This window comes from Edaphovirga cremea (assembly GCF_003332275.1).
Classification (GTDB): Bacteria; Pseudomonadota; Gammaproteobacteria; order Enterobacterales; family Enterobacteriaceae; genus Edaphovirga; species Edaphovirga cremea.
In genome coordinates this window covers 19,370-32,873 of the sequence record NZ_QOVA01000003.1, presented here as the reverse complement: position 1 = coordinate 32,873, position 13,504 = coordinate 19,370, and the positions used below count along the sequence as shown (strand labels likewise).

General features: G+C 49.0%; 12 protein-coding genes and 1 riboswitch. Of the genes, 5 read left to right on the top strand and 7 right to left on the bottom strand.

The window, feature by feature from the left end:
• The first annotated feature begins 54 nt into the window (after positions 1–54).
• Together malF and malG are read left to right on the top strand one after the other, a co-directional pair.
• Positions 55–1,626, top strand: a complete 1,572-nt coding sequence (gene malF, locus DRI82_RS05205; protein ID WP_114192448.1) for a maltose ABC transporter permease MalF — start codon at positions 55–57, stop codon at positions 1,624–1,626.
• Between the two features lie 12 nt (positions 1,627–1,638).
• A complete protein-coding gene (gene malG / locus DRI82_RS05200; protein WP_114192447.1) occupies positions 1,639–2,529 on the top strand; it encodes a maltose ABC transporter permease MalG in 891 nt (296 codons plus the stop codon).
• Positions 2,530–2,662: 133 nt separating this feature from the next.
• Here malG and psiE read toward each other — a convergent pair whose 3' ends face one another.
• The 6 genes from psiE to pgi form a co-directional block, all read right to left on the bottom strand.
• On the bottom strand, positions 2,663–3,070 hold the full coding sequence (gene psiE / locus DRI82_RS05195; protein ID WP_114192446.1) for a phosphate-starvation-inducible protein PsiE: 408 nt from the start codon (positions 3,068–3,070) through the stop codon (positions 2,663–2,665).
• Positions 3,071–3,226: 156 nt separating this feature from the next.
• Positions 3,227–5,314 carry a YjbH domain-containing protein gene (locus tag DRI82_RS05190; RefSeq protein ID WP_114192445.1) on the bottom strand — a complete coding sequence of 696 codons (2,088 nt, stop codon included), beginning with the start codon at positions 5,312–5,314 and terminating at the stop codon, positions 3,227–3,229.
• Entirely contained in the window at positions 5,314–6,069 is a 756-nt protein-coding gene (locus DRI82_RS05185) for a capsule biosynthesis GfcC D2 domain-containing protein (RefSeq protein ID WP_114192444.1), read from the bottom strand. The genes DRI82_RS05190 and DRI82_RS05185 overlap by 1 nt, the downstream gene beginning before the upstream one ends.
• Positions 6,066–6,713, bottom strand: a complete 648-nt coding sequence (locus tag DRI82_RS05180; protein WP_114192443.1) for a YjbF family lipoprotein — start codon at positions 6,711–6,713, stop codon at positions 6,066–6,068. The genes DRI82_RS05185 and DRI82_RS05180 overlap by 4 nt, the downstream gene beginning before the upstream one ends.
• A gap of 99 nt (positions 6,714–6,812) precedes the next feature.
• A complete protein-coding gene (gene yjbE / locus DRI82_RS05175; protein ID WP_114192442.1) occupies positions 6,813–7,046 on the bottom strand; it encodes an exopolysaccharide production protein YjbE in 234 nt (77 codons plus the stop codon).
• A gap of 530 nt (positions 7,047–7,576) precedes the next feature.
• A complete protein-coding gene (pgi, locus tag DRI82_RS05170; protein WP_114192441.1) occupies positions 7,577–9,226 on the bottom strand; it encodes a glucose-6-phosphate isomerase in 1,650 nt (549 codons plus the stop codon).
• Positions 9,227–9,449: 223 nt separating this feature from the next.
• Positions 9,450–9,642: riboswitch (Lysine riboswitch) on the top strand.
• A 114-nt stretch (positions 9,643–9,756) separates the two neighbouring features.
• Here pgi and lysC point away from each other — a divergent pair.
• Both lysC and panS read left to right on the top strand, forming a co-directional pair.
• A complete protein-coding gene (gene lysC, locus DRI82_RS05160) occupies positions 9,757–11,133 on the top strand; it encodes a lysine-sensitive aspartokinase 3 (RefSeq protein ID WP_114192439.1) in 1,377 nt (458 codons plus the stop codon).
• Between the two features lie 60 nt (positions 11,134–11,193).
• Complete coding sequence (gene panS, locus DRI82_RS05155) at positions 11,194–12,117, top strand: ketopantoate/pantoate/pantothenate transporter PanS (RefSeq protein WP_114192438.1); 924 nt, start codon at positions 11,194–11,196, stop codon at positions 12,115–12,117.
• 200 nt (positions 12,118–12,317) lie between these two features.
• On the opposite strand, the gene DRI82_RS23780 is transcribed toward panS, so the two are convergent.
• Positions 12,318–12,494 (bottom strand): hypothetical protein, encoded by a 177-nt coding sequence (locus tag DRI82_RS23780; RefSeq protein ID WP_157968017.1) that lies wholly within the window; start codon positions 12,492–12,494, stop codon positions 12,318–12,320.
• A 28-nt stretch (positions 12,495–12,522) separates the two neighbouring features.
• Here DRI82_RS23780 and DRI82_RS05150 point away from each other — a divergent pair, with 28 nt between their 5' ends.
• Positions 12,523–13,503, top strand: coding sequence for a fimbrial protein (locus DRI82_RS05150; RefSeq protein WP_157968016.1), 981 nt, complete (start codon positions 12,523–12,525; stop codon positions 13,501–13,503).
• Position 13,504: the final 1 nt, after the last annotated feature.

The following is a 13,504-nucleotide window of genomic DNA, read 5'->3' as shown; positions in this document are numbered from 1 at the left end:
ATGAGAGCCTGCTGCTACCGGAGAATGACCTGAGGTTGTAAAAGGAAGACCCCTATGCAGTTAGCTCTCGCCAATAATACCGGACGAAAAAAACCGAAGTGGTGGCAAAGCGATGTCCTGAAATGGCTGGTTATCGGCCTGTTCACGCTGGTCACCTGTTATCTCGTTGTTTTGATGTATGCACAGGGTGAATATCTCTTCGCAATTCTGACGCTGGTTCTGGTTAGCGCCGGACTTTATGTCTTTGCAAACCGCCGTGCTTATACCTGGCGCTATGTCTATCCTGGCATCGCCGGTATGGGGCTATTTGTTCTGTTCCCTTTGATTTGTACCATCGCGATTGCCTTCACCAATTACAGCAGCACCAACCAACTGACTTTTGAACGCGCACAATCGGTACTGATGCAACGACAATTCCAGACCGGTAAAACATTTACTTTTGCGCTGTATGGCGATGAAAACAAGTGGCGTCTGCAACTCACCAATCCTGATAACGATCAGTTGCTGATTTCTGACCCTTTCAGTTTTGATGCCATCCCAGAGCAATTGAAGCTGGCACCACAACAAGGTGACGCGCAGGGCGAGAAAGCCACATTGCGCGTCATCACCCAAAATCGCCAGACCATGAGCAATATGGTGGCAATTCTGCCAGACGGTGGCGAATTGCGAATGAGTTCGCTGCGCCAATTCTCAGGAACCAGCCCACTTTATAGTCTGGCTGAAGACAGTAAGACCCTGACCAACAAGCAGACTGGTGTAGTCTATCGTCCGGATATGGAAAGCGGGTTCTATCAATCCGTCAATGCCGAAGGCCAATGGCAGGGTGAGAAACTCAGCCCCGGATTTACCGTTACCACCGGTTGGAAAAACTTCCTGCGCGTTCTTCAGGACGAAGGGATCAAGAAACCCTTTTTGTCGATTTTCGTGTGGACGATCGTTTTCTCGGTCATGACGGTGATTCTGACCGTGGCAGTCGGTATGGTCCTGGCGTGTGTTGTCCAGTGGGAAGAGTTGAAGGGCAAGGCGATTTACCGCGTCCTGCTGATTCTGCCCTACGCCGTACCCTCCTTTATTTCCATTTTGATTTTCAAAGGGTTATTCAACCAAAGCTTTGGTGAAATCAACCTGATGCTGGGCCATCTGTTTGGTATTAAACCAGCATGGTTCAGCGATCCGTATACCGCGAAGAGTATGATTTTGATCGTCAATACGTGGCTGGGTTATCCCTACATGATGATTTTGTGCATGGGGCTTTTGAAGGCGATTCCTGACGATCTCTACGAAGCGTCAGCAATGGACGGCGCGACGCCGATGCAAAACTTTTTCCGCATCACGTTCCCGCTGTTAATCAAGCCGCTGACTCCGCTGATGATTGCCAGCTTCGCATTTAACTTCAATAACTTCGTCTTGATTCAACTGTTAACCAACGGCGGCCCGGATATGATCGGGACCACTACGCCAGCGGGCTACACCGATTTGCTGGTCAGCTATACCTATCGAATCGCCTTTGAAGGCGGAGGCGGGCAAGACTTTGGACTGGCGGCGGCCATTGCCACGTTGATTTTCCTTCTGGTTGGCGCACTCGCGATCCTCAACCTGAAAGTCAGCAAAATGAATTTTGATTAAGGAGAAGCGACAATGGCTATGGTTAAACCTAAATCTCAGCGGATGCGTTTGTTTATCACCCATTTTCTGATGCTCTGTTTCATCGCTCTGATTATGTTTCCGCTGCTGATGGTCATAACGATTTCGCTGCGTCCCGGTAACTTTGCTACCGGCAGCCTGATCCCCGATCAAATTTCCTGGGATCACTGGCGTTTGGCGCTGGGTTTCAGCGTGACACACGCCGATGGCAGTGTGACGCCGCCCCCCTTCCCGGTCATGCTATGGCTATGGAACTCGATTAAAATTGCGGTGATTACCGCGATTGGCATCGTAACGCTGTCCACAACGTGTGCTTATGCCTTTGCCCGCATGCGTTTTCGCGGTAAAAGCACGCTGTTGAAGTCGATGCTGATTTTCCAGATGTTCCCGGCGGTACTGTCGCTGGTAGCGTTATACGCCTTGTTCGATCGTATCGGTCAGTATTTGCCTTTCATTGGACTGAATACGCACGGTGGGGTGATTTTTGCCTACATGGGCGGAATCGCACTGCATGTCTGGACGATCAAAGGCTATTTCGAAACTATTGATAATTCATTGGAAGAAGCGGCAGCGCTGGATGGTGCCAGCCCGTGGCAAGCATTCCGTTTGGTTCTCTTGCCTCTTTCCGTGCCTATTTTGGCCGTCGTGTTCATTCTTTCATTCATCGCGGCAATTACTGAAGTGCCTGTCGCCTCGCTGTTACTGCGCGATGTGAACAGCTACACGCTGGCCGTGGGAATGCAGCAATACCTCAATCCACAAAACTACTTGTGGGGTGACTTCGCCGCCGCAGCCGTATTGTCAGCGATTCCAATCACCGCCGTATTCCTGCTGGCACAGCGCTGGCTGGTGGGCGGACTGACCTCGGGAGGCGTGAAAGGATAGCGGATCCTTCTTTCTCATCTGGCCAACCTGACGGCCAGATGGCAGAGACTACATATCATCATTAGCCACTGTTCTACTTGCTGTAATTGCCTGTGTCTTGGGCGGCCGTTGCGGGCCGCCTTTTTTATGGCGGTTATTCCCGTTTCAGCCTGTCGGTGTTCGCCAGATAGAGAGTCACAACCAGAACCAGAATCGCCGCAGCGTAGATAAGCGTATCGATTGGGTTTTTATGATCAACGATGATCAGACGGATAATCGCAGTGATCCCAATGTAGATAAAGTAGCGTAAAGGAAAGTGATAGCCAGAAGAGAAATACTTCACTATCAAGGCGATAAACTCAAAATAGAGAAAGTAAATAACGATACCTTCAATCAACAAATAGGACGAAGACTGATCGTTGTTGACGAAGAGAACCAGAGCCAGATGATAGGTTTCCCGGCCAAGGAAAAGTAGGAGTATGGCACCAAGCCCTAAAAGGAAAACGTTCAAAATTCGCTGCATTATTGTCGAAATCAGCATAGCGCGCTGAGAAACTGCCATAGGAATACCTGCCCTCTATAAAAAACCTTTTGGCAGAATAACACAGCGCTGTAATCGGCAGTAAACAGCGCTCCGTACCTAAAAAAAATGGCTCCCTGGATAAGGGAGCCATTTTCAGCAGATCACCCAGACAATGGGATCAATGACAGTGCGGGATCAATAGTAAGGAGAACGGCTGTCGGTCAAACCGTACAGCAGATATTTGCGTCCCAACATCTGACCACCATCACGCGTAAGCGGGATCCAGTTGATTTGCGCACGGCTTCTGGTCGGACGTACGGTCATCAGATCGAGCGGTACCGAAATATAGAAGCCTTTGGTGAAATCACCTTCACCATATTCATCTGCGGATACGTTGGTTTTCGTCGCAAAAGCACCGACGATGACGCCACTGTCGAAGCGTTTAGCCACATCAACCGTTGCACCTTTATCTTTCGCCAGATATTGGCCGACGCTGACGCGTACCAGGACATCATCCATAAACCGCGGTTGCCAATAGCCGGTAACGTGGCCAGTTTCTGCGGTATAGTCAACGAACTGCATCGGGTCATTCCAGTCACGTTGTTTAACGTAGTTGGCATCAACCCCAATGGCCCAGGAACTGTCAAGCGGCCGGTAGAGAACTTCACCACCCACACCACCAAACATCTGCTCCAGATAACCGCCGTATACCTGCCCATACCAACCATCTGCGATCTGATCGATATAAGTCAGTTGCAGGTTGTTCAGATAAACATCACTGTTATCTACGTATTCGCGGATATGGGTACGAACACGCGGCAGTGTACTGTCTCCCGGTGGCCCTTTATATTTGAATTCGTCGTAGTTGTTATAGAGGTTGAGGAACAAGGACGCAGATGCTAAAAAGTGTTCAGTCATCCAGAAATCAGCCGATCCCTGAACACCAACCTGATACATGTAGAAGTTTTCCGGGCCACCGATAGACTGGTTCAACACCGGCGCGATACCGAAGTTCAGCCGATCTTTTTCGATGTAATAGCCCTGGCGAGCCCCCTTCACATCGGTTGGTTCTTCGCGATATTGGTTCAACTGCTTTTCTTTACCCAGCGGGTAGCCTTGCAAATCACTCTTCAGGCTATCAACATCTGTTACCGTACTGACCAGCGGCAGATTCAACTTGGTTTCAGTGACGTTAATCGTGTCGATGCCATCCGGTAACCTGTTGGCAATGATACGGTTAGCCCGATCGACTGCATCTCCGGAGTAACGATAGCGGTTCTGCTCACCGGTCACGTACAGCGTCTTGTCTTTAATCTGAATATGCGGGTCTTCATAACCGGCGTTGTTGCGCAGTTCGGTCAACTGACTGGCCACCACCTGATGATTGAGTACCGCATCTTGTGGCTGCGGATTATACTTTTGCGGTGGCGAATCGATATGGCGCTGATGCAACGTATTGAAATTGGTGCGTAGCGAGAAACCGGCCATCAGCGTGTTACCACGCTCATAACTGATGTTCACATCTGCCCAATCAGTAATACGATAAATAGCCCCAACGTTCACCTTTGAGTCTTGCTTCAACTGTCCGGCAAAATCACCTTTATAGTCGTTGCCTTCATATTCCACTTTTAAACGCAGCGGTTGCCACGGCGTTTGATATTCAACACCGCCAAACAGGGACGCAGGGCCATGGAACATATCCGCACCGTTGAAGGACCCGGCCCTGTTATGCGTATTATCACGATAGCAGTAGCTGTCTTTAACTTCACAGAACGGGTTTTTTACATTTCCGCTATTACCGAGATAACCCCATCCCAGACCCAACGTAAAGTCGAGGGGCCCCCAGGCTTTTGACGCAGCAATAAATTCGCTGTCAAACAGTCCAGTACCGCCAAAGTCACGAACCCCAATCGAGGTTTCTGGTAACCAATACCCCTCTTCCCACAGGCGCAACTTCAGGTCGATCCCTTTATCTTTATAGGTTTGATCGCCACTGAAATCCTCATAGGGGCTGTATTTCTGGGTACGCACGTCGGTGTAACGGATTGTGGCTTCCAGCCATGGGAAAGCCTGCACGGAAACAGAATAAAAACGATACTGGTCGTTATTCCTAAAGTTGACGTTGAATTCCCCTTCCTTGGACATACGCCCGGAAGGGACCTGCAACAGCCCGGCTCCGCCAAAATCACTCTGGGAAGGACCAAGCGGTTCAGTATAAGGTGCCGCCTGAGATCCGCTCGCGACGGCAAGCGCCAATACGCTGATTAGTGAAGGTATTTTCATCAGTCAGGGATCCGGTTAGTCAGCAACGCAACAATCTGCACATTGATGTTGCGATAGGCTTCAGGGAGAGAATAAGAAGAGAAACCGACAAAAATTGTGCTGCCTGGAGCAGCCTCATGATGTCGTTTGTTCCAATAGGCAATTGGAACTTCTTCGCTCTGACTATCCGGCTGAATCAGCCAGGCATTATTGCGATCGCCACCGGCAAGGCGCTGGTGGGCATCGAGATACTCACTCACATCCTCGCCAATTTTAAGCGACTGCTTACCTGCTGGTGTCAGTAACCCCAATACGGTGACGGTAGACGGACGCCGCGCGGTATAAAGCGCGTAGTCCCCTTCAAGCTGACGATTGTCTTGTGGCCTCACCCGAACCAAATCAGGATCGAGCGTGACAAATTGCCGTCCAGTGACATTGATTGCCGAAAGTTGCTGGTGAAGCGCCTCAGCAGACTGCGCCAAGTCATCATCATTGTTTTGACGATAATAATTGGCTAATCCGGTGAGTTGAGCCAACACCTGCTGTTTTTTGGATTGCTGCCGAAAGGTGGCCTGTTTTTCAGCGATAACCGTCGCTGGCCACCAGGTGTGGCTGAAGACTTCGGGATGCGTGACGAGTTCGGCAAGATCTTTAGCGCCATCAATGCGGATAGTTTTTGTCCGATCAGGCGAATACACCGTGACATGACTGTCGGCAAATGCCGTTACGGTCAGACTAACGCACAGACTTACTCCCAGTAAGAGACGTTTTTTCATCGTGTATACGGATTCAATATAGTGATTTCAACAGGGAAGAATTCCGGTCCGACATATTGTTCGGCCTGGCTTACAGCACCGGAGGCGAGATCGATCCAGAAGCGGTTACGGTAGCGGGTATTCAGTTCCGGCACGTCGACATTCTCTTCGACGAGTTGATAGGTCTTCGTTACGCCCAGAATGGTCAGAGGCTCAGTACCGGCCAGATGGAAAACAGAATTGGCGGTCGCCATATGCAACTGCTTGTCTTGCGTCCAGGTCAATGTGCGGGTCCATTTCGCCCCCTCAACCAGACTCTTTGCGTTGAGCAAAGGATCATGCTGCAGATCGGTGACTTCGTTGAGGTTATCTTCAAGACCCGTGGTTTTTACCAGTCGCCCGTTTTGGGTAACCAACATTGCCCTGTCTTGCGTCAACCATTTGAGTTGTCCATCTTCGGCAAAAGCCAATACCACGAAAATTCGGGATCCGTCGTTAATGCGCGCGTACATGTTCGCATACGGCATATCCCGAATTTGCTGGTCGCTCAATTGAACATCAGGCGATCCGAAAATCGCTACTGAGATGGTGTCCCCAATACCCTGTTGAGTCTGGCTACACGCGGTAAGTAAGAAACTTAGCAAGAGTAATGAAAGATAGCGCACGTTGTTATACCAACTGTAGTTATACCAATAAGGTGTTTTTAGAATGAGACGGCATATTTAAAAATAACCACATCCCATGTGGTTATTTGTATCGCTTAACTATCTAAAAGTACTGGTGGTGGTACTGGTGCTTGGGCTACTAGACGAATCGTCATCATGGCCGCTCGCTGCCAAACCGATGCAAGCCAAAGCCGCAACACCACCTACCCCCACAGCCACCGCCTGACCTTTAGAAATTGTAGCTGCCGCTGCGCCTGCTACAGGAGCCGCGATAGCCGCTGAACTTCCTGCCAGAAAAAGCGCGATTGTTAATGCACCGAAAACTTTATTCATATTGTGTACCTTCCGCTAATTAGATAGAACACGACCCTAGTATTGAGGCCGCATATGAATAATGCAATAAACTGTTACGCCCTGTCACCATAACCAATATGAATAGTTTAATTCCTCCGGATTTTGTTATGACAAAGAGATAATAAGGTTGATTTCCATCTATTTGTTTTTAAAGATTTTTTATTTTTTGAAGTGAACATTCAGGAAGGGGAGAAACGTTGCGGACAAGAAGCGACTGTTTTCTATACTCTTTTTTGATAGCTGAAGAAACAGAATTTAACTCTGTTTTCATGTACATATCGCCCGCACCTCGCAATGCCGAACGTAAATTTAAGTAAATAACTCGAAAAAAATAACTAAAAACAGCAAATTAAACCATTTCTGCATAAATGATGCATTTTCAGACAAAGTCTCATTTTTTTTGCTTTCTTATGCTGCAAAAAGCCCGATTGTAACCAGCACAATCGGGCAATGTTAACACCATGAAAAGTAATGAATTAACTCATTTTAACTCATTCAATCATGTTCATTCAGGCGCGCCAGCCTTTAAAACGATTGATTAGCGCGTTCGTTGAACTGTCATGGCTGGTAACGTCTTCGTTTCCTGCCAATTCTGGCAAAATGCGATTCGCCAATTGTTTACCCAGTTCAACACCCCATTGGTCAAAGGTAAATATGTTCAGGATAACGCCCTGAGTGAAAATTTTATGCTCATACAACGCAATTAACGCCCCGAGGCTGAATGGAGTGATTTCACGCAGCAGGATGGAGTTAGTTGGACGGTTGCCCTCGAAGACCTTGAACGGCGCAACGTGTTTCACTTGTTCGGCAGTCTTGCCTTGCGCAGCAAATTCCTCTTCAACAACCTCAAGAGATTTACCGAATGCCAATGCTTCGGTCTGGGCAAAGAAGTTTGACAACAGTTTGGCGTGATGATCGCTCAATGGGTTGTGGCTAACCGCTGGCGCGATAAAGTCGCACGGCACCATTTTTGTTCCCTGATGGATTAACTGGTAGAACGCATGTTGCCCGTTAGTCCCTGGTTCACCCCAAATGATTGGGCCAGTTTGGTAGTCCACAGGATTTCCATTACGATCTACGTACTTACCATTCGACTCCATGTTCCCCTGCTGGAAATAGGCCGAAAATCGATGCATGTATTGATCGTAAGGGAGAATCGCTTCGGTTTCAGCACCAAAGAAATTGTTATACCAGATACCGATCAGAGCCAGCAGCACCGGCAGGTTCTTCTCTGCCGGGGTCTCGGCAAAGTGGTGATCCATCGCATGGGCACCGCTGAGTAATTTCTCGAAATTATCAAAGCCAAGCGACAGCGCGATAGACAAGCCGATCGCAGACCATAATGAATAACGACCGCCGACCCAGTCCCAGAACTCGAACATATTGTCAGTATCGATCCCGAACTCACCCACTGCCTTACCGTTGGTTGACAGTGCGGCAAAGTGTTTGGCTACGTGCTTTTCGTCACCCGCCGTTTTCAGGAACCAGTCACGCGCACTGTGGGCGTTGGTCATGGTTTCCTGGGTAGTGAACGTTTTGGACGCAACCAGGAACAGCGTGGTTTCTGGATTCAATGGCTTCAGGGCTTCTGCAATATGGGTTCCGTCTACGTTAGACACGAAGTGCATATTCAGATGATTTTTATACGGTCTCAGCGCTTCGGTCACCATGTAAGGACCAAGATCCGAACCACCAATACCGATGTTAACCACATCGGTAATCGGCTTGCCGGTATAACCTTTCCAGTCACCACCAATCACGCGGCCACAAAATTGCTTCATCTTCGCCAGCACTGCGTTGACTTCAGGCATCACATCTTTGCCGTCAACGATAATCGGGGTATTACTGCGATTACGCAGTGCAACATGCAGCACGGCACGATCTTCAGTACGGTTGATTTTTTCACCGGAAAACATCGATTTGATGGCGCTCTGCAAATCGGTCTCTTTTGCCAGGGCCTGTAATTTTTCCAGGGTCTCGGCGGTGATACGGTTTTTGGAGTAATCAACCAGCATTTGATCATCAAAGGTGGCAGAGAAACTGGAAAAACGATCGCTATCCTGAGCAAACAGCTCGCTTATCTGGATATCTTTCATCTTTTCAAAGTGTTGTTGTAATGCCTGCCAGGCTGCGGTTTGACTTGGATTAATATTTTTCATGGCTATGCTCTCGTTAAATTAAGAGTGAAATGTAAACGAAGAATAAAAAGCAATGGTCTGATTGTATCCCTTAACACTGAGCTTGAGATCCCTTTTCTTACGATAAGCGCGCTCTGCTACCGTTCTATCATGTTCCTGGATAATGAAAAACCCTCAATCAATGCACATTGACAGATGAATGATTAACAGTTATTCCTAATCACCTACTCACATGACCTTTGTGTGAGCCAGAAGAGGCGCGTCGCCCAGGTAAAGTGTCAGAGGAGCCGTAATCCGCTGAAGACATTTGAGGGGGAGCGACGCCGAGGTGCAATGAGGCGGCATTCATTGTATCGGCTACAGGGGCTGAATCCCCTGGGTTGTCACCAAGGATCGCCCTTGCCGGGTGGTCGGCAAGGTGGGGCGCTTCTGGGTGTATCGTAGTTTTATTCTCTACGTCTGCTCCCTGTTTACCGCTCTTCCCTTGTGCCAAGGCTATGGACTGAATTGCCATCGATAACTGATGGCCTCCCTGACACGAGGTTTTTAAAATGAATCAACCCACTCTCAGCAGCAACGGCGCACAAACCGTGGTGGCGAAATTTGGCGGTACCAGCGTAGCCGACTTTTTTGCCATGAATTGCAGTGCAGACGTCATACTCTCCAATCCAAATGTTCGCCTGGTTGTCCTTTCCGCCTCAGCGGGCGTGACCAATATTTTGGTCTCCCTGGCCGAAGGATGTGATGCCGACAACCGGATCTTCCAGCTCGAGGCGATCCGCCGTATTCAATACGCCATCATCGATCAACTCAACCAACCTGATGTGATCCGTGAAGAAATTGACCGCATGCTGGAAAATATCGCCATGCTGTCAGAAGCGGCCAGTCTCGCTACCTCCCCCGCATTGACGGATGAGTTGGTCAGTCATGGCGAACTGATGTCGACACTGCTGTTTGTCGAAATCCTGCGCCAGCGTGATGTGCAAGCCGAGTGGTTTGATATTCGAAAAGTCATGCGCACCAATGATCGCTTTGGCCGTGCAGAACCTGACACCGTTGCCCTGGCCGAACTGGCACAACAACAATTGCTGCCACGTTTGCAGGAATCACTGGTGATCACCCAGGGTTTTATCGGCAGCGAAGGCAAAGGGCGTACCACAACATTGGGCCGTGGCGGCAGTGATTACACGGCAGCACTGCTTGGCGAGGCGCTGAAAGTAGGCCGCGTTGATATCTGGACGGACGTTCCTGGTATCTATACTACCGACCCACGTATTGTGCCTTCGGCTAAACGCATCAATAAAATTGCCTTTGAAGAAGCCGCAGAAATGGCGACTTTTGGGGCGAAAATCCTGCATCCGGCCACACTTTTACCTGCCGTGCGCAGTGATATTCCCGTTTTTGTCGGCTCCAGCAAAGATCCTGCTGCGGGCGGCACCCTGGTCTGTAACACAACTGAAAATCCGCCGCTGTTCCGGGCGTTGGCATTGCGGCGCAAACAAACCTTACTGACACTGCACAGCCTTAACATGCTGCATTCGCGTGGTTTTTTGGCTGAAGTATTCAATATTCTCGCCCGCAACAACATTTCAGTCGATCTGATTACTACGTCTGAAGTCAGCGTTGCTCTGACGTTGGATACGACGGGTTCCACTTCCACAGGTGCCAGCCTGCTCACGACCTCCCTGCTGACCGAATTGTCGTCGTTGTGCCGGGTTGAGGTTGAGGAGAATCTGGCGTTGGTGGCCCTGATCGGCAACAAACTGTCGCAGGCTTGCGGTGTGGGGAAAGAGGTCTTCGGCGTACTCGATCCTTTCAATATTCGCATGATTTGTTACGGCGCCAGCAGTTATAATCTGTGCTTTCTTGTGCCGGGCAATGATGCTGAGCAGGTGGTGCAAACCTTGCACCGTAACTTATTCGAATAGTCGGTATTACCGTCAACAACATGCCGGGCACATGCCCGGCGATAAAAGGACTTATCCGTCATGTTAGCCAAAATAACCCGCTTGTTCCCACTGTGGGCCGTGTTGTTATCCGTTGTCGCTTATTATACACCCACCACATTTGCCCCTATCGGCCCCCACGTCTCTACGCTCCTGATGCTCATCATGTTCGCCATGGGTGTGACATTGCGTTTTGATGACTTCAAGCGGGTACTTTCCCGGCCAGGGCCTGTTGCCGCAGGGATTTTCCTGCATTATCTGGTGATGCCACTGGCGGCATGGCTTCTGGCGATGCTGTTTCGCATGCCACCGGATCTTTCTGCGGGTATGGTACTGGTCGGCAGCGTTGCCAGCGGCACGGCCTCAAACGTAATGATCTATCTGGCGAAAGGTGATGTGGCGCTTTCCGTGACCATCTCGTCTTTATCAACCCTGGTTGGGGTTTTCGCAACGCCTTTGTTGACGCGTCTTTATGTGGATGCCGATATCAAAGTTGATGTTTTAGGAATGTTATTGAGCATTATGCAGATTGTCATTATCCCCATTGGTGCCGGTCTGATTATCCATCATCTGTTTACCGGTCTGGTCAAACGCGTTGAGCCTTATCTCCCCGCCTTTTCGATGGTCTGCATTGTAGCCATCATCAGTGCTGTGGTAGCCGGCAGCCAGAGTTTTATCGGTTCAGTCGGACTGGTGGTGATTATTGCCGTGATTTTGCATAACACGATTGGCTTGCTGAGCGGTTACTGGGGCGGCAAATTGTTTGGTTTCGATGAATCCACCTGCCGTACGCTGGCAATTGAAGTCGGTATGCAGAATTCGGGTCTTGCCGCGACGCTCGGTAAAATCTACTTTTCACCACTGGCCGCACTGCCAGGTGCGCTCTTCTCGGTATGGCACAATCTTTCCGGTTCACTCCTGGCAGGTTACTGGTCAGGGAAACCAACGGAGAAAGAGACGAAGTAATTATTTTGCAGGTAATAATCGTGTCGTCGATATTCGACGGCACGGTATTCAAGTAGCAGCATTTCAATTAATCACATTTAAATATTATTAAAATATTAATTCGCTCTTAACTCGTTTCTGCATAGGGTTTTTATTGCTAGCTTAACAAGCTTCTTTCGCCAGCCATATTGCATAATCGTGACATATATAAAAGCCGTTAATCATAAAAATAAAATAATACTCACCAGCACCTTAACACTGCTATTTATCGCTGTTTTTTCTTTGCTGATATTATTGATATCACTCTCATCAGCCAAAGCCTGCCCCCCGCCACAACTTGCGCCACCCTGTGGCCCCGCACCTTGTCTCGTTATTTCAAACCAGCAGACCTTTGACATAAACATCTCTGAGCAACTGCAAGACAGGTTGAAAGATTTCACCTCTGATTTCAGTCAGGGTAGCCAAACCAGTGGTTTATATTATCTAACGACGCTGACCGGGAAAACAGAAATGTGGCATGGCGAAATAACCATATCCTGCGTAAACTACAATGATGCCGATGTGGAAGTTGATACCCAATATACATTAAATATCAGCCCGTCCTTGATAAAAACCGCATTCACTGTCAGTAACAATACCAACACGGGTAGCTATTATAAGTTAAATGAGAATATTGCCGTCGCTGCATCCGTCTTGCTTTTGGATCCCAATTACGGCCAGCAATATGTTTTCATACCGTATACCGCGTTTAAAAGCGTCTCTTACGATGGCACTTGTACAAAAGAATATTTACCTGAGTGCGTAATTAAAGATAGCTATCCTGCAGGAAGTCAGGGAAGACTGTATTTCAAAACACTGAAACCTTTTCTGGGCACTACCACCATCGCCAGAACGAAAATCGGTGACGTCATATTCAAGGACACACGTCGTTCAACTCCCGAGCAAAAGATCTCTGAGATCTTTGTCAGCGGCACAATCACTATTCCGCAGACCTGCACCCTCAATAATGGCATTGCGTTGAATATCGCCCTGCCCAAGACCAGCCTGGATCAGTTTTCCGGGGTGGGAATAAAGCCTGCCAGGTACAGCGCCCAAGAGGTAACCGTACCTTTTACCTGCCATGGAATATTGCCGGAAGATGCGCTGAAAATGACGCTGGAGGCGCTGCCCGTTGTCGATGGCAAATGGATTGGCACCACACTCGAAAATCTTGTTTTAGCCACATCAGTGGATAGCGAAGGCAAGACGCTGATTTCTGCGCAGAATGGTGAGTTACCTATCACCATGAACGCTGATAAAACCAAAGGGAGCGCAGATTTTTATGTTTACCCCACACTGTCATCAAGCACTCTGCCTGAAGTTGGCGATTATCAGGGTGTTGCCGTTCTTCGCGTGGAGTTCGAATAAT